The following is a 20,563-nucleotide window of genomic DNA, read 5'->3' as shown; positions in this document are numbered from 1 at the left end:
CCAGGTGGCGTGGTGGTTGTACGATTTCCACTACTTGTTCAAACGGTAGATCCTGATGCTCCTGTGCCGCCAGCGCAGTTTGTCGCACACGCGCCAGCAATTCTGCCACATTGGGGGCGCCGGATAAGTCCATGCGCAACGCCAATGTATTTACAAAGAAACCGATCAAAGATTCCACTTCCTGCCGATTACGGCCCGCACTCGGCGTACCGATAACCAGATCTTCCTGACCTGACAAGCGTGACAGAACTGTCCCCCAGGCAGCCAACAACGTCATAAATAAGGTGACGCCCTGTTGCTCACTCAAACGTTTAAGAGATTGGGTTAATTCCGCATCCAGATTGACGGGCAATAAAGCCCCGGCAAACGACTGCTGAGGTGGACGTGGCCGGCCAGTAGGCAAATCCAGTAGAACCGGTGCGTCCGCCAGCCTCATTTGCCAATAGTCAGATTGGATTTGTAACCGCTCCGCCGACAGCCACTGACGCTGCCAAGCGGCATAATCAGGATACTGAATTGCCAATGGCGGCAACGGATCTGGCAGCCCCATTGAAAAAGCGGTATAGAGGGCGCTTAATTCGCGCATCAACACGCCAGCCGACCAGCCGTCTGACACAATATGATGCTGAGTCAGCAAAAAGACGTAATCATCGTCAGCCCGTTGTATCAGACCCGCTCGGATTAACGGACCACCAGCAAGATCAAACGGCGCCTCCGCTTCCTGTACACATAAACGCTCAAACTGTTTATCTGCATCAGACACTTTGCGCAAATCGTGTTTGCTCATCGGCAAACCCAATTCAGCCGACAACAATTCGACTTTAGGCTGACCATCCACCGAGATAAAGATGGAACGCAAAGCCTCGTGACGGGCAAACAAGCGATTCAGCGCCTGCTGCCAGGCGACGATATCCAACTGACCATGTAAACGCAGGGCCATTGGGACATGATAGGTCTCGCTAACCCCCTCAAATTGCGCCAGGAACCATAGACGCTGTTGAGCAAATGACAAAGGTAATGCGCCGCCCACGCGGGATATCGGTACCATAGCAGACACGCTATTGTTCTGTTCACCAAGCTGAATCCCCATTACCTCAGCAAAGGCTGCCAATGTCGGTGATTTAAACAACGTGGTCAGCGGCAATTCAATGCCTAAAGCCGCTATTCGGTTCATCATTCGCACCGCCAACAACGAATGGCCTCCTAGGGCAAAGAAGCTGTCATACCGCCCCACCTGCTCAATCCCCAGTAACTCACGCCAGATAGCCGCCAGTGCTATCTCTGTTTCGCCTTGTGGCGCTTCGTAAATCTGACGGGAAAATGCTTCTTCGTCCGGTGCCGGTAAAGCTAGACGGTCCAGTTTTCCATTTGGCGTCAACGGCAGTGTATCCAAACGGACAAAAGCCGCCGGCATCATATAATCCGGCAAAACTGTGCTCAGATGAGTACGCAGGCTATTCGCCAACTCATCGTTTTCTTCTGCCACCACCCAGGCTACCAAACGCTTATCGTGCCCCTGACCCAGCGCTAATACCACCGCTTCACGTACCGCCGGGTACTCTATTAATCGGGTCTCAATTTCACCCGGTTCAATCCGGAAGCCCCGAATTTTAATCTGCTGGTCATTACGACCAACAAATACTAAATTGCCATCTGGCAGATAACGGGCCAAATCCCCGGTCCGATACATCCGCGCATCCGGCATCTCACTAAACGGGTCATCTAAGAAGCGTTCAGTCGTCAGTTCAGGACGATTAAGGTAGCCACGCGCCACCCCCGCACCACCGACATACAACTCACCCACAACCCCCAATGGCACAAGCTGGCGGTAGGTGTCCAACAAATAAATCTGGGTGTTCGCCGTCGGATAGCCGATAGGCACTAACGTATCCGTGTAGTCTGGCGGGCAACGCCAGGTCGTCGCACACACCGTGATTTCTGTCGGGCCATAGGCATTAAACACCGTCGCCCGACGACAAAGTGTCTGAAATAGTGCAGCACTAGGTGCTTCACCGCCTAATATCACTGTCGGTGTTATCGTCAGCGCAGGTAAATCTCCCCCATCCCGAAGCAAAGCCGGGGTCAAACAGGCATGGGTCACTGCCTGTTGTTCCAGATAATGCCAGAGGCGAAGCGGGTCCTGACGGACGATATCGACAGCAATAACCAGACAGGCCCCACTTCCCAACGCCATCATGATTTCCCAAACACTGGCATCAAAACTCAATGAGGCAAACTGCAACATCCGGCTATCCGAGTGAATGCCAAACTGGGTGATTTTATCCCGGATAAGATTAATTAGCCCACGATGCTCAACCATCACACCTTTTGGTGTGCCAGTTGAACCCGAGGTGTAAATCACATACGCCAGATGCTGCGCAGTCAGTGCGGTCACTTGCGGGTTACTGTCCGGCTTATCCGGCAAAGTATTCGGATCCAGTACAGTGAGTCCTGCAAGCGCTTTCTCACCCAGTGCGATACATCCGGCATTATCCGCCAGCACAATAGCCGGTGCTGCATCAGCCAAAATATGTGCCAAACGTTCCCTCGGATAGGCCGGGTCCAATGGAACATAGGCTCCCCCCGCTTTCAATACAGCCAACAAGCCCATGACCATCGTCGGTGAACGTGTAACACAAATCGCCACTCGTTGGTCTGGCGCAATACCCAGCGCAATCAATTGATGGGCCAGGCGGTTAGCGCGAGTATTCAATTCCGCATAGCTGTACCTCTGTTCTTCATACACCAGTGCCGTGGCATCCGGTTTTTTCTCCACTTGTTGTTCAAATAATTGATGGATATACAACGGATCAGAATAGGCAGTTTCAGTCGCATTCCAGGTTTTTAATAACAATGTGCGTTCAGACTCGGGCAAAATTTCCAATGTCCGTACCGGCGTTTCCAGGGCCAGCTCAAGTATTTCTGCCAAACTTTCCAGCGCTTGTTGCATATAACCGCACACCCGTTCCGGATCAAATGGCTGAACAATTTGCGCTGTTAGCCCCAATGCATTACCAAAATCCTCTACCGACAGAGTGAACGGATAGTTGGTACGTTCCTGCGCGCCAAGAAATTCAACGCCATTCATGATTTCATTCGAAGTCGCGGATAACGCACTGTGCCGGTAGTTCAACAAAGCACTAAAGAGTGGAACTTCACCTTGTACCCCACTGCAACGTTGAGCCAGCGCCAGTGAAGCGTGTTCATGCTCCAGTAATTCGGCTAACCGGGCATGTGCCGCCTGTACACTCCCCCGTACTGGGGTATTATCCATATCCAGCCGTAACGGCAAGGTATTGATAAATAGCCCCATACCGCTGTCAGCTCCTTGCCCTGTCTGCATCCGCCCAAACAATACGGTGCCGAATACCACTTTCTCCTGTCCGCTGGTACGCGACAATACCTGCGCCCAAGCCAGATGGCACAGCGACGCCAGACTGACACCCAAACGCCGAGCCTGACTACGCAAGCGGTTGTTCAGTATCGCGGGCAACATTCGGTACGATTGGGTCATCTGAGAACCATCCCGATGTACTTCCATCAATCCGAACGGCAACGTCGGTTCATCCACATCTGCCAACATGTCAGTAAAGAAACGGGTATGCTCTGCCTGATTCACCCCAAGACGAACCTGAGCCACCAGATTGCGGAAAGGGACCGGTGCCGGTAAGCTCTCTTCCTGCCCGGCAAGGTACGCCTGAACTTCGCGGCTCATCACTTCCATTGCGGTATGATCGCCAATCAGATGATGCTGTAATTGCAGCGCAATCCAGCGACCATCCGTTTCCTGTGCAATAACAAAACGTAACAGTGGCGCCTGGCCCAGATCGAGACGATGCTGACGCGGATCAAAACGTTGAGCCAATTGCTCATAAACCGGCCCGTCAGCAGGATCTAATATCAGTTCCACAACTGATAACGGCGCCTGACGCCAGACTACCTGAACCGGCGCAGATAATCCTTGCCAGATAAAAGCAGTACGTAGAGTATCGTGGCGATTAACCACCTGTTGCACTGCCGCCAGATAACGATCCAACAATGAACGATCAGCAAAGACCATCTGGCTGACCAATAGATATGGATCGCCTTCATTACTTAATAAGTGGTGGAACAGAATCCCGTCCTGCAACGGTGACAAAGCATAGATATCCTGAATATTAGTCATCCCACATGGTACTTGTGCAACGATATGGTCAATCTCAGTTTGGGTCAGCTCAACCAACGGCAACATTTCAGGTGTGAGTGCCGTGGTGGCCGGTGTGATGACATTCTCCGGCACCACCACCGCTTGTGACTGCCCTACTGTTTGGGCAAATGCGGACAACACCGGAGATTGGAACAGATCATACACCGCCAGCGTTAATCCCGCGTTACGCAGACGTTCAATCATTCGCACCGCAAGCAGAGAATGGCCGCCCAAGGCAAAGAAACTGTCATGCCGACTGATCTGTTCGATACCCAACAACTCGCCCCAGATAGCGGCCAATAAGGTTTCTGTTTCCCCTTCCGGCGCTGCATAAACCTGACGAGCAAAGGCATCCGCCCCCGGCGCTGGCAGTGCTCGGCGATCCAGCTTACCGCTTGGGGTCAGAGGGAAGGCATTCAGGCGTACAAAAGCGGCCGGCACCATATAATCAGGCAAAATGGCGCTCAGATATTCACGCAGGCTCGCCGTCAATCCGTCATCTGGCTCTGCCACCACATAAGCCACCAGCCGTTTGTCCTGCCCGTCACTTAACGCCAGCACCAACGCGCCACTTACCGCAGGATGCTCCGTCAGCCGCGTTTCAATTTCTTCCGGCTCAATACGGAACCCCCTGATTTTAACCTGCTGATCGTTACGGCCAACGAATACCAGATTGCCGTCTGGCAGGTAACGGGCTAAATCCCCGGTGCGATACTGGCGGGCATCAGGTTCATTACTAAACGGATCTGTTAGGAAACGTTCAGCGGTCAACTCAGGACGATTGAGATAACCACGAGCAACACCCACGCCACCGATATACAATTCCCCCACTGCCCCCAACGGTACCGGCTGACCATAAGCATCCAGCAGATAAACCCGTGTGTTGGTTGTTGGGCGTCCAATAGGAACCCATGCATCTGTATAGTCTGATGGGCAAGACCAAGAGGTGGCGCAAACCGTAATTTCTGTCGGGCCATAATCATTGAATAGATTTGCCCGATCACACAACGTCCGGAACAGGGTTGAACCTGGCGCTTCTCCTGCAAATATTAACGTAGGCTTTATCGTTATTACCGGTAAATCGCTCTCTTCCCGGAACAGAGCCGGTGGCAAGAAAGCGTGCGTTACTGCTTGTTTTTCGAGATAAGACCAAAGACGACGCGGATCATGACGGATGATATCGGTAGGAATAACCAGACAAGCCCCGCCACTTAACGCGGTCATGATTTCCGAGACACTGGCATCAAAACCTGATGAAGCAAATTGCAATATCCGACTGGTTTCATCAACGCTAAATCGGGTAATTTGAGCCAGAGCCAAGTTAACTACCCCGCGATGTTCCACCATCACCCCTTTCGGCGTGCCGGTCGAACCTGAGGTGTAAACCACATAGGCCAAATGTCGTTCAGTCAATTCAGGTATCTGCGGATTACTGTCCGCCTGGTCAAACTGGATATTCGGATCAAGCATAATCAGGTCTGCAAGCGCCTTCTCACCCAACGCAGCACGTCCGGTATTATCCGCCAACAAAATAGCCGGCTCGGCATCAGCCAGAATATGCCCCAGACGCTCGCCAGAATAAGTCGGATCCAGTGGCACATAGGCACCCCCGGCTTTCAGCACCGCTAACAACCCGATTATCATTGCTGGCGAACGTGCCACACAAATCGCCACTCGCTGATCCGGCATTACACCCAACGTAATCAGTTGATGCGCCAGCCGATTAGCACGCACATTTAATTCAGCATAACTGAGGATGTGCCGTTCATAGACTAGCGCCGTGGCATCCGGATTTTTCTCTGCCCATTGCTCAAACAGTCGGTGAATACAACTGTGATCTGGATACGACATTTCGGTCGTGTTCCAGGTTTCCAATAACAGTTTGCGTTCCGCCACGGTCAGGATATCGATTTTCCCGACCGGCTGTTGAGGGTTAGCCGCCATCGCCCGCAGTACGGTATGGAGATAACCCACATGTCGCTCAATGGTCGCTTGATCAAATAGCGCGGTGGCATAATTCAGATAACCGACAATTTGGCCGTCCACCTCAGACAGGCTCAATTCAAGATCAAATTTAGCGATATCGATGAGTTGCTCGACAGGTGAAACCGTCAATCCCGGCAGCCGCCATTCCGTGTTCTCATTATTCTGCCAGGCAAACATCACCTGAAACAGCGGGGTATGCGCCAGTCGACGTGGCGGTTGCACGATTTCCACCACCTGCTCAAAAGGCAGGTCCTGATATTCCTGTGCTGCCAGCGCGGTTTGTCGCACCCGCGCCAATATTTCCTCCACATTGGGTTCACCGGATAAATCCATCCGCAACGCCAGCGTATTCACAAAGAAACCAATCAGAGATTCCACTTCCTGCCGACTACGACCGGCACTCGGCGTACCGATAACCAGATCTTCCTGGCCTGATAGACGCGACAGAACCGTCGCCCAAGCCGCTAACAGGGTCATAAATAACGTGACGCCCTGCTGCTCACTCAAACGTTTAAGGGATTGAGTTAACTCCGCATCCAGACTGACGGGCAAGATATTTCCGGCAAATGACTGCTGAGGCGGACGTGGCCGATCAGTAGGCAAATCCAAGAGAATCGGTGCATCGATCAGTCTCGCACGCCAATAATCAGATTGGGACTGTATACGTTCAGCCGATAGCCATTGACGCTGCCAAGCAGCGTAATCAGGATACTGAATCGTCAACGGAGACAATGGGTCCGGTTGCCCGGTAAGAAAAGCGGTGTAAAGGGTGTTCAATTCACGCATCAATACGCTGACAGACCAGCCATCGAAAATAATATGATGCTGAGTCAGCAGGAAAACGTGTTCATCATTAGCCAGTTGTACCAGAGCGGAACGAATTAACGGGCCACGAGCAAGATCAAACGGCGTACCAATTTCCTGAACAGAGAAAGACGCAAGCTGCGCTTCCACATCAGGTGTGTTACGCAGATCATATTTCTTCATCGGCAGGCCCAATGCCGCCGGCAACAACTCCACCTGAGGTTGACCATCAACAGCAACAAAAACAGAACGCAACGCTTCGTGACGGGCAAACAGCGTATCAAGCGCCTGCTGCCAAGCGGCGATATCCAGGCGACCCTGCAAACGCAAAGCTAGCGGAATATGATAAGTCTCACTCACTCCCTCAAACTGCGCCAGGAACCACAGGCGCTGTTGCGCAAATGACAACGGCAATTGGCCTTCACGGGACAACGGAATGATAGCAGGCAATGCCTCGCCTGATTCATCAAACCGAGCACACATCGCCTCAGCAAAGGCCATCAACGACGGGAATCTAAACAGCGTGGACAGCGGTAATTCAATCCCTAAGGCCGCTAGCCGGTTTATCATTCGCACCGCCAACAGCGAATGGCCGCCCAGTGCGAAAAAGTTGTCATACCGGCTAATCCGCTCAACGCCCAGTAATTCACGCCAGATAGCCGCCAATGTGGTTTCCATCTCTCCTGATGGCGCGGTGTAAATTTGCCGGGCAAAATCTTCTTCCCCCGGTACCGGTAGCGCCCGACGGTCCAGCTTGCCATTCGGGGTCAGCGGGAAAGCATCCAGGCGGACAAAAGCGGCCGGCACCATATAATCCGGTAACACCGCACTTAAGTGAGTGCGCAGACGATTGACCAACTCTTCATTCTCTTCTGCCACCACATAAGCCACCAACCGTTTGTCCTGACCATCGCCCAATACTAGAACAACGGCTTCACTCACCACCGGATGTTCCATCAGCCGGGCTTCAATTTCCCCCGGTTCAATGCGGAAACCACGAATTTTCACCTGCTGGTCATTACGGCCCAAGAATTCCAAATTGCCATCCGGTAGATAGCGGGCCAAATCCCCGGTTCGGTATATCCGAGCATCCGGTTCGTCACTAAATGGATCCGGCAGGAAACGTTCCGCGGTCAGTTCAGGACGATTAAGATAGCCACAGGCAACCCCATCTCCACCGATATAAATTTCCCCTTCCGCACCCAACGGTACTGGTTGACCACTTGTATCCAACAGATAAATTCGCGTATTGGCTATCGGTCGACCAATAGGGATTCTCACCACTTCCGACGGTAACGCTGTAATACGGTAGGTGCTGGTAAAGGTGGTCCCTTCACTTGGTCCATAAGCATTCAATAATTGTTGAGGTGGGTTATTACGCAGAACCTGCTTAATCACATGTGGCTCCAACACATCGCCGCCAACCATCAGGATTTTGAGCTGCGGGAGAGCCGGGGACAACTCTGCCGCCAACTGGTTAAACAGCCCGACACTCAGCCACAGTACGGTAATGCGGTAAGTCTGTAATGCCTGAACAAATTCTTTAGACGTCAACAAAGTCGCATGATCAATCACCACCAGCGTACCGCCATTGAGCAACGGCGACCAAACTTCAAAGGTGCTGGCATCGAAAGCTGGATTAGCTTCAAACGCCACCCGATCATCCGGCCCAATTTCGGCGTACCCGTTATTGATGACCAGTCTAACTACCGCCCGATGCGGCACCATTACCCCTTTGGGTGTACCAGTCGAGCCGGAGGTATACATAATATAAGCCAGCTCAGTACTGGAGCGGAGCAAATCAGGATTGCGATAATCCTCCGTCCTGATAGCGCCGATCTCATCGGCCAGGTCAACCGGGATATCAGTAAGCAATAATTTGGCTGAACAGTCGGTTATCAGCCAGTGCTTCCGCTCATCCGGCACTCTGGGATCGATCGGCACATAAACGGCCCCGGCCTTGAGGATAGCCAACTGAGCCACTACCAGTTCAATAGAACGTTCTAACTGCACGGCGACCCGGTTATCCGGCTGGATACCCTGCCCAATTAACCAGTGAGCCAGTTGGTTGGCACGGGCATTTAATTCGGCATAGTTGAGAATGTGTTCTCCATACACCAGCGCTATCGCATCAGGAGTGCTTTCTACCTGTTGCTCAAATAGCTGGTGAATACAACGCTGGTCCGGATATGGCGCCTGAGTCGCATTCCAGGTCTCCAGCAACAACCTTTTTTCTGCTGCCGGCAAGATATTCAATGCCCGTACTGGTGCCTCTGGCCTCTTCTCAAGGGCCTCCGCCAAGCTTTCTAGCGCCTGTTGCATATAACCACATATCCGCTCTGGATCAATCGGTTGAACAATTTGCGCCGTCAATCCCAGTGCGTGACCAAAATCCTCCACCGACAAGACAAACGGATAATTCGTGCGCTCTTGCTCGCTAAGGACTTCAATACCACTGATGATTGCATCCGTGGTAACTGGCTGCGCACTATGCCGGTAGTTCAGCAAAGCACTAAAGAGAGGCGCTTCCCCCGATACTCCACTGCAACGCTGAGCCAGCGCCAGCGACGCATGTTCATGCTCCAGCAATCCGGCTAACCGGGTATGGGCTAACCGCACCCTCTCCTGCACCGGGGTATCATCCATATCCAGCCGCAACGGCAAGGTATTGATAAATAGCCCCATGCCGCTGTCAGCCCCTTCCCCTGCCTGCATCCGCCCAAACAGCACGGTGCCGAACACCACTTTCACCTGTCCGCTAGTACGCGACAATACCTGCGCCCAGGCCAGATGGCATAACGCAGCCAAACTGACGTCCAGACGCCGGGCCTGATTGCGCAGACGATCATTCAACTTAGTGGGTAACATCCGGTGCGATTCCGTTACCTGTGAACCATCCCGATGGACTTCCGTCAACCCGAATGGCAGCGTTGGCTCGTCCACTTCAACCAACATGTCCGTAAAGAAGCGGGTATGTTCGGCCTGACTCACCCCCAACCGGGCCTGAGCCACCAAATTGCGGAAAGGGACCGGCGCAGGCAAGCTATCTTCCTGTCCGGCAAGATAAGCCTGAACCTCACTGCTCATCACTTCCAGCGTCGTATGGTCGCCAATTAGATGATGCAGCAATTGCAGTACGCTCCAGCGGCCATTCTCCTCCTGCGCTATCGCAAAGCGCAGCAAAGGTGCTTGGTTCAAGTCGAGGCGATGATGACGTGGGTCAAAATATTGAGCTAACTGGTCACGAATCGGCCCATCAACCGGATCTAATGTCAGTTCAGTGACTGACAATTGAGCCTGTCGCCAAACCACTTGAGCCGGTGCCGATAGCCCTTGCCAAACAAAGGCGGTACGCAGAATATCGTGACGGTTAATCACCTGTTGCATTGCCGCCAGATAACGATCCAGCAATGGACGATCAGCAAAATTCATTTGGCTGATTAATAGATACGGATCACCTTTATTCGCCAGCAGATGATGGAACAGAATGCCATCCTGCAACGGTGACAGGGCATAAATATCCTGAATATTAGCCACCCCACCCGGCACCTGTTCAATGATATGGTCAATTTCAGACTGAGTTAGATCAATCAACGGCAACATTTCGGGTGTAAGTGCTGTGATCGCCGGGGTAATGACATTTGTCGGCACTATCACCGCCTGTGATTGCCCTACTGTTTGGGCAAATTCAGATAACACTGGGGACTGGAATAAATCCCGTACCGCCAGGGTTAACCCTACATTACGCAGACGTTCAACCATCCGCACCGCCAGCAACGAATGACCGCCCAAGGCAAAGAAGCTGTCATGCCGACTGACCTGTTCAATGCCCAACAACTCACTCCAGACAGCAGCCAGCAGGGTTTCTGTCTCTCCTTGCGGCGCTTCAAAAACCTGACGGGCAAAAGCTTCCGCACCCGGCGCTGGCAACGCTCGGCGATCCAGTTTGCCGTTTGGCGTCAACGGCAAGGTATCCAAGCGTACAAAAGCTGCCGGTACCATATAATCCGGCAAAATGGCACTCAGATAGACACGCAAACTGTTAACCAGCCGGTCATCCGCTTCTGCCACCACATAAGCCACCAACCGTTTATCCTGATCGTTACCCAAAGCCAGCACCAGCGCTTCACTCACCGCCGGGTGTTCCAGCAATCGAGCTTCGATTTCCCCCGGTTCAATGCGGAAACCACGAATTTTCACCTGCTGGTCATTACGGCCCAGGAATTCCAGATTGCCATCCGGCAGGTAACGGGACAAATCCCCGGTTCGGTACATCCGGGCATCGGGCTCACCACTAAATGGATCAGCCAGAAAGCGTTCCGCCGTCAAATCGGGGCGGTTGAGATAGCCTCGCGCCACCCCCACGCCGCCAATATATAACTCTCCAACCGTGCCTAACGGCACCGGCTGGCCGTCAGTATTCAGCAAATAAACCTGTGTGTTAGCTGTTGGACGCCCAATAGCAATGACACCCTCAGTGTAGTCTGACGGACAACGCCAGGTGGCCGCACACACCGTGATTTCCGTTGGACCATACGCATTAAACACCGTTGCCCGACGACTCAGTGCTTGAAGCAACGTTGCGCTGGGTGCTTCACCACCGAGTATCAACGTCGGTCTTATTGTCATCTCCGGCACATCGGTCCCTTCCCGGAACAAGGCCGGTGTCAAGCAAGCGTGGGTTATCGCCTGTTCTTCCAGATAATGCCAGAGATAGCGGGGCTCCTGACGAACCGTATCGGCAGGGATCGCCAAAGTGGCCCCACTGCACAATGCCATCATGGTTTCCCAGACACCGGCATCAAAGCCAAATGAGGCAAACTGCAACATCCGGCTACCCGGATGAATATCAAACTGAACGATTTTTTCCTGAATCAGGTTAACCAGCCCACGATGTTCGACCATCACGCCCTTTGGTATGCCAGTCGAACCGGAAGTATAAATCACATATGCCAGATGGCGTGGGATTAATGCCAGTACTTGCGGATTACTATCCGGTTGGTTTGGTAATGAATTTGGGTCCAGTACAGTTAACGCCGCCAGCACTTTTTCGCCTAACGCGGCACATCCAGTATCATCTGCCAGCACAATAGCTGGCACAGCATCAGTTAAAATATGAACCAGACGCTCCCCCGGATAAGCCGGGTCTAGCGGTACATAGGCGCCCCCGGCTTTCAGTACTGCCAGCAGCCCCACTATCCGCGCTGGCGAACTCGCGACGCAAATTGCCACCCGCTGTTCTGGTGCCACTCCTAACGTAATCAGTTGATGCGCCAGCCGATTAGCACGGGCATTTAATTCAGCATAACTGAGGGCTTGTCCTGCATATACCAGCGCTATGGCATCCGGGCTTTTCTCCGCCCATTGTTCAAACAGTCGGTGAATATAACCGTAATCTGGATACGATATTTCGGTCGCATTCCAGGTTTCCAATAGCAACTTGCGTTCCGCTACGGTCAGGATATCGATTTTCCCGACCGTCTGTTGAGGGTTAGCCACCATCGCCCGCAATACGGTATGGAAATAGCCCACCTGCCGCTCAATAGTCGCTTGATCAAATAGCGCGGCGGCATAATTTAGATAACCGACAATTCGGCCATCCACCTCAGACAAACTCAATTCAAGATCAAATTTAGCGATATCGACGAATTGATCGGCAGGTGAAACCGCCACTCCCGGCAATTGCCATTCTGCGTTCTCATTGTTCTGCCAGGCAAATATCACCTGGAACAGTGGGGTGTGCGCCAGTCGGCGCGGCGGTTGCACGATTTCCACCACCTGTTCAAATGGCAGGTCCTGATGTTCCTGTGCCGCCAGCGCGGTTTGCCGCACCCGCGCCAGCAATTCCGCCACATTCGGCGTACCGGATAAATCTATCCGCAACGCCAGCGTATTCACAAAAAAGCCAATCAGGGATTCCACTTCCTGACGCCCGCGACCAGCACTCGGCGTACCGATAACCAGATCTTCCTGACCCGACAGGCGTGACAGCACTGTTGCCCAGGCAGCTAACACGGTCATAAATAACGTGACGCCCTGTTGCTCACTCAGGCGTTTTAGAGATTGGGTTAACTCGGCATCCAGACTGACGGGCAATAAGGCTCCAGCAAACGACTGCTGAGGCGGACGTGGCCGGTCAGTAGGTAAATCCAGCAGAACCGGTGCATCAATCAGCCTCGCACGCCAATAATCAGATTGAGACTGTATGCGTTCAGCCGACAACCATTGACGTTGCCAGGCGGCGTAATCAGGATACTGAATCGCCAATGGCGGCAACGGATCTGACTGCCCCGCCAGAAACGCGGTGTAAAGGGTGCTCAATTCACGCATCAACACGCTGACAGACCAACCATCGAAAACAATATGATGCAGGGTCAACAAGAAAACGTGATCATCGTCAGCCAGCTGTATCAGACTGGCACGAATTAATGGACCACTGGCAAGATCAAACGGTGTTTCAACTTCCTGAGCAGAGAGGGACGCAAGCTGTGCATCCACATCAGGCGTGTTACGCAGACCATATTTTTTCATCGGCAGGCCCAATGCCGCCGACAACAATTTCACCTGCGGCTGACCGTCAACAGCAACAAAAACGGAACGCAATGCTTCATGGCGGGCAAACAGCGTATCAAGCGCCTGTTGCCAGACGACGATATCCAGTCGACCACGCAAATGCAGGGCCAACGGAATATGATAAGTCTCACTCACTCCCTCAAACTGGGCGAGGAACCACAGACGCTGTTGCGCAAATGACAACGACAATTTACCCTCACGGGATAGCGGAACGATAGCGGGCAATGCCCCGCCTGACTCATCAAACCGGGCACTCATCACTTCAGCAAAGGCCATCAAAGACGGGAATGTAAACAGCGTGGACAATGGCAATTCAATCCCCAACGCCGCTACCCGGTTCATCATCCGCACCGCCAACAGAGAATGACCGCCCAGTGCAAAAAAGTTGTCATATCGGCTAATTCGCGCAACGCCCAGTAATTCACGCCAGATAGCCGCCAATGTGGTTTCCATCTCCCCTGACGGCTCAGCGTAAATCTGCCGGGCAAAATCTTCTTCCCCCGGCACCGGTAATGCCCGTCGATCCAGTTTGCCATTCGGTGTCAACGGGAAGGCATCCAGACGCACAAAAGCGGCCGGCACCATATAATCCGGTAAAACCGCACTTAAATGAGTATGCAGACGGTTAACCAATGCCTCATCCACTTCTGCCGCCACATAAGCCACCAGCCGTTTATCCTGACCATCATCCAGTGCCAGCACGACCGCTTCTCTCACCGCTGAGTGTTCCATTAATCGGGCTTCGATTTCACCCGGCTCAATGCGGAAACCACGGATTTTCACCTGCTGGTCATTTCGGCCCAAGAACTCCAGATTGCCGTCCGGCAGATAGCGGGCCAAATCCCCGGTACGGTACATTCGGGTATCCGGTTCACTACTGAACAGATCTGGCAGAAAACGTTCCACGGTCAGTTCAGGGCGATTGAGATAACCCCGTGCCACACCAGCCCCGCCAATATATAACTCACCCACAGCGCCTAACGGTACTGGCTGACCATACTTATCCAGCAGATAGAGGGTTAAGTCCGGAATACGCGTGCCAATAGGACTCGTTGTCTGTTCTGCATCATGGCGAGTCAGAGCCCGGTAAGTGACGTGAACCGTGGTCTCGGTGATACCGTACATATTCACCAACTGAGGCAACGTCTCCTCACGCAGGGCATACCACGGCTTCAAAATACTCGGATCGAGGGCTTCCCCGCCAAAGATGATATAGCGCAAGCAGTCCGGTAACGGATTGGCGACATAACTGGCAATAAAGGCTTTGAAGGCACTGGGGGTTTGATTCAACACCGTGATACCGTGCTGACACACGAATTGATGCAGCTCCTGGGGTGAGCGGGCAATCGCGTGCGAAACCAGCACCAGTTTAGCGCCGTAGCGTAATGCCCCCCATAATTCCCATACCGAGAAGTCAAACGCTATGGAATGGAACAGGCACCAAATATCCTGCCGATTAAAGTGATACCAGGATTTAGTCGCGTCAAACAAACGCAGGATATGACGATGTTCGACCATCACCCCCTTCGGCGTGCCGGTCGAACCCGAGGTGTAAATCACATAGGCCAGATGCTGTGCCGTCAATGTCGGCACTTGCGGGTTACTGTCCGGCTGATCAGGCAAACTATTCGGGTCAAGTACCGTCAGACCTGCCAGCGCGTCCTCTCCCAGCGCATCACGCCCGACGTTATCCGCCAGCAAAATAGCGGGGGCAGCATCGCTCAAGATATATGCCAGGCGCTCACCGGTATAGACCGGATCTAGCGGCACATAGGCCCCCCCGGCTTTCAGCACCGCTAATACCCCCACCACCATTGCCGGTGAACGTGACACGCAAATCGCTACCCGTTGGTCCGGCGTAACGCCCAACGTGATCAGTTGATGTGCCAGACGGTTGGCACGGGCATTGAGTTCGGCATAGCTGAGACTCTCTTCTTCATATACCAGTGCTGTGGCATCTGGACTTTTCTCTGCCCATTGCTCAAACAGTCGGTGAATACAATCGTGATCCGGATACGACGTTTCTGTTGTATTCCAAGTTTCCAACAACAGCTTTTTTTCCGCTGTCGGCAAGATATTCAGTGTTCGTACCGGTGTCTCCGGATGCTGTTCAAGCGCCGCGGCCAGACTTTCCAACGCCTGTTGCATATAACCGCATACTCGTTCTGATTCAAATGGCTGCACCACCTGAGCGGTCAATCCCAACGTAGAACCGCCGTCCTCTACTGACAGTACAAACGGATAGTTGGTTCGTTCCTGTGCACCAAGGAATTCAATACCTGGCACTACCTTATTTGGAATCGCCGACTGATCATTATGTCGATAATTCAGCAAAGCACTAAAGAGCGGAGTTTCCCCCTGCACACTGCTACAACGCTGGGCCAATGCCAGTGACGCATGTTCATGATCCAGTAATTCCGCCAGTCGAGTATGTGCTGCCTGTACACTGTCCTGTACCGGGGTATCATCCACATCCAGCCGTAATGGCAAGGTATTAATAAACAGCCCCATACCGCTGTCAGCGCCTTGCCCCGCTTGCATCCGACCAAACAATACGGTACCGAACACCACTTTCGTCTGTCCGCTGGTATGTGACAACACCTGTGCCCAAGCCAAATGGCACAAAGTCGCCAAACTGACGCCCAGACGCCGGGCCTGGCTGCGCAGGCGGTCATTCAACTTAGTGGATAACATCCGGTGCGATTCTGTCACCTGCGAACCATCCCGATGCACCTCCGTCAACCCGAATGGCAGCGTCGGTTGATCCACCTCATCCAACATGTCAGTAAAGAAGCGGGTATGTTCAGACTCACTCATCCCCAATCGGGCCTGAGCCACTAGATTACGGAAAGGGATCGGCACAGGTAAGTTCCCTTCCTGTCCGGCAAGATAAGCCTGAATTTCACCATTCATCACTTCCAGCGTCGTATGGTCGCCAATCAGATGATGCAGCAATTGCAGTACGCTCCAACGACCATCCTCTTCCTGCGCTACCGCAAAGTGCAATAAGGGTGCTTGGTTCAAATCAAGGCGATGATGTTGTAAGTCAAAATGTTGAGCTAACTGATCACGGACCGGCCCATCAATCGGGTCTAGTGTCAGTTCAGTGACTGATAATTGAGCCTGACGCCAAACCACTTGAACAGGCGCTGATAATCCTTGCCAAACAAAGGCGGTACGCAGAATATCGTGACGGTTAACCACCTGTTGCACTGCCACTAAATAACTGTCCAACAAGGCACGGTCAGCAAAGATCATCTGGCTAATAAATAGATACGGATCACCCTTATTCGCCAGCAGATGATGGAACAAAATACCGTCCTGCAATGGTGACAAACCATAAATATCTTGAATATTGGCAACCCCACCTGGTACCTGAGCCACAATATGGTCAATCTCAGTCTGAGTCAGATCAATCAACGGCAACATTTCAGGTGTAAGTACCGAGGTTGCCGGGGTAATAACATTCGCCAGCACCAATAGCGCCGGTGATTGCCCTACTGTTTGGGCAAATTCAGATAACACCGGGGATTGGAATAAATCACGTACTGCCAGTGTTAACCCCACATTACGCAGACGTTCAATCATTCGTACCGCCAGCAACGAATGCCCACCCAAAGCAAAAAAACTGTCGTGCCGACTGACCTGTTCAATGCCCAACAATTCACTCCAGACAGCAGCTAGCAGAGTTTCTATCTCCCCTTGCGGCGCGGCATAAACCTGACGGGCAAAGGCTTCTGCCCCTGGCGCAGGCAACGCTCGGCGATCCAGTTTGCCGTTTGGCGTCAACGGGAAGGTATCCAAGCGTACAAAGGCTGCCGGTACCATATAATCCGGCAAAATGGCACTCAGATAGGCACGCAAGCTATTAACTAGCCCGTCATCTGCTTCTGCCACCACATAAGCCGCCAGCCGTTTATTCTGACCATCGCCCAGAGCCAGCACCAGTGCTTCGTTCACAGCCGGGTGTTCCAGCAATCGAGCTTCAATTTCCCCCGGTTCAATACGGAAACCACGGATTTTCACCTGCTGGTCATTACGGCCCAGAAATTCCAGATTGCCATCCGGCAGGTAGCGGGCCAAATCCCCGGTCCGGTACAGACGGGCATTGGGTTCACCACTAAACGGATCGGCCAGAAAACGTTCCGCTGTCAAATCAGGGCGGTTGAGATAGCCTCGCGCTACCCCCACACCGCCAATATACAGCTCACCGACCGCGCCTAACGGCACTGGCTGGCCGTCAGTATTCAGCAAATAAACTTGTGTGTTAGCTGTCGGACGTCCAATCGCAATGACGCCCTCAGTGTAGTCTGACGGACAACGCCAGGTAGCTGCACACACCGTGATTTCCGTTGGGCCATACGCATTAAACACCGTTGCCCGACGACTCAGTGCCTGAAGCAGTGTTGCGCTAGGCGCCTCACCACCGAGTATCAACGTCGGTCTTATTGTCATCACCGGCAGATCGGTCCCCTCCCGAAGTAAGGCCGGTGTCAGGCAGGCATGGGTTATCGCCTGCTCTTCCAGATAATGCCAGAGATAGCGAGGTTCCTGACGAATCATGTCGTCCGGGATCGCCAAAGCAGCCCCACTGCACAATGCCATCATGGTTTCCCAGACACTCGCATCAAAGCCAAATGAGGCAAACTGCAACATCCGGCTACCCGGATGAATATCAAACTGAACGATTTTTTCCTGAATCAGGTTAACCAGCCCATGATGTTCGACCATCACGCCCTTTGGTATGCCGGTCGAACCGGAGGTATAAATCACATACGCCAGATGGCGTGGGGTTAACGCCGGTACTTGCGGGTTACTATCCGGGTGGTTGGGCAATGAATTCGGGTCCAGCACGGTCAGTGTTGCCAGTACTTTTTCGCCTAACGCGGCACGTCCAGTATCATCTGCCAGTACAATAGCTGGTTCAGCATCGGTCAAAATATGAACCAGACGTTCCCCCGGATAAGCCGGGTCTAGCGGTACATAGGCCCCCCCGGCTTTCAGTACTGCCAGCAGCCCCACTATCCGCGCTGGCGAACTCGCGACGCAAATTGCCACCCGCTGCTCTGGTGAGACTCCCAACGTAATCAGTTGATGCGCCAGCCGATTAGCACAGGCATTTAATTCAGCATAGTTAAGAACGCGTTCTTCATACATCAGCGCTATAGCGTTAGGGGTTTTCTCCACCTGTAGTTCAAACAGCCGGTGAATACATAACCGGTCAGGATATACCGTTTCAGTCGCGTTCCAGGTTTCCAGCAGCAGCGTGCGTTCAGCTTCAGGCAACAAATTAAGTTGCCAGACGGGAATGTCATTCCGTTCATCTGCCGATAATGCCAACACCTGTAAATGTTCACTCATCCGCTGAACCACTTCCGTACTCAAACGGTTTATATCGTAAATCCAGCGAAAACCACCCTGAGTATTTATCTGGAGTGTCAGCAATTCACCTAATGCATTCTGCTCCCACTGTTTATTATCCGGCGTGAAAGAGACGGCAACTCGCCACGGGCGACTTGCTGTTAATGCTGGGATAACACACAGTGAAGGAGAACAAGAAAGGAGATCACGGCAAAATGTACGATGCTGCGTCAGCCGTGCAAGCTCATCCTCCATCCAATTCGCTACCGCATACCACGGCTGATCAAACTCCACCTTAACAGTCATTGGCACCACTGGCGCCAAAACAGACAACACATCCGATTCATCTTTTACCCTATCCACACACCAGCCGATTTGGAACTCGGTTTGATGAGTCAAACGTGCAAGATAGATAGCAAATGTCTGTAACAGTGTCTGCAATGGTTTTTTTTCACCATTTTCTAATAGCGGCGATTGCCAGGCACTTAATGCCCATTCCGGTGCTGCTGACTTCCCGGCAGTTTCGAAAGGTAATTGGAGTGGCAGAAAAGAGGCAAGACGCTCACGCCAGAATGATTCACTGGGTGCCAATGCCTGGAGGATATCTTTTACATTCTGAGTCTGTTGTGAAGAAAGCAGAGGCAACTGCTTGCCTGGTCCAAGTTCTGATATATCAGCAAGTTCCCCAGCGGAGAGTAATTCTCCCTCAAGTGTGGCAAACCCTCCGAGCCTAACATCCTCACTTCCGGTTGTTACCTGCCAGGCATCCTCCTCTACAGCAATCAACGTACCGGGTGCCCCTCCAGAATAGTGATTCAGCCGTTGAAGCCAGGAAATTCGCACTGTGCCCCATTTCAGTAACAGTTTCGGGCAACCCAGTGGATTTAAATAATTTTCGCCAAAATCTAATGCCCGTACTAAAGCTGAAAGTACCTCACCCGACTGCTGCCAACACAGATACCCCCCACCATCGGGACGACGAGACTGAGCATAAAAACTTCGTTGTGTCAGATCCTGCGGATAAGTCACCAACTCTTCCTGCTCAAGATCCCGAAGCAATTTGATAAACCCTTCCTGAGCTGCCTGATAACATTTCAGATTCAATGAAAATGCATTATCGTGTTCCTCAATAGATACCGGCCATTGCACCGCTATATCACCAGTGTCCACCCCTGCCTCAATACAATGCCACGAAATGGCGTAATGTGTCTCCCGCGCTAACAGTGCCCAAGAAGTGGCATGACTTCCCGCATAACGTGGCAAGGGGCTATTGTGATAATTAAAAGCACCGCAGCGAATCTGCCCAATCAGCGACACAGGCAGGATAATCGGATTAACGATGGAGAACAGCCAGTCCACAGGATGTTGTGCAATTTGCGCTTGTAATGCCTCGACAGAGTTCACACAAATAATCTCTTTCCGGGCAGCCCATGTTTGCAGGACGGTATCAGTCGTCAGTATTGCTTGTATTGTATGCCCGGCCGCCTGAATTTGTTCGGCACAGAATATTGCAAGGGTCGTTCCCCCGACCACGACGCAATTACGTGACAGAGCAGGTATATTCTTTACGTTATTGGTTATATTTTCTGATGTCTGAGAGAGAAGTTCGGCTTTAAGGATACTTTCCGCTTTTTTAGTAATGCTATCTTTCAT

General features: G+C 52.5%; 1 protein-coding gene (only partly in view). It reads right to left on the bottom strand.

What is annotated here, in order from left to right:
• On the bottom strand, positions 1-20,563 hold the beginning of the coding sequence (locus EAE93_RS07590) for a non-ribosomal peptide synthase/polyketide synthase (protein WP_214039425.1). It extends 28,553 nt beyond the left edge of the window; the window shows 20,563 of its 49,116 coding nt (coding positions 1-20,563); the start codon lies at positions 20,561-20,563; its stop codon lies beyond the left edge, outside the window.

Origin of the sequence: Photorhabdus akhurstii, from assembly GCF_018448925.1 — a bacterium.
Classification (GTDB): Bacteria; Pseudomonadota; Gammaproteobacteria; order Enterobacterales; family Enterobacteriaceae; genus Photorhabdus; species Photorhabdus akhurstii.
The sequence above is the reverse complement of the archived record's forward strand: the minus strand, read 5'-3'. Positions and strand labels throughout refer to the sequence as shown.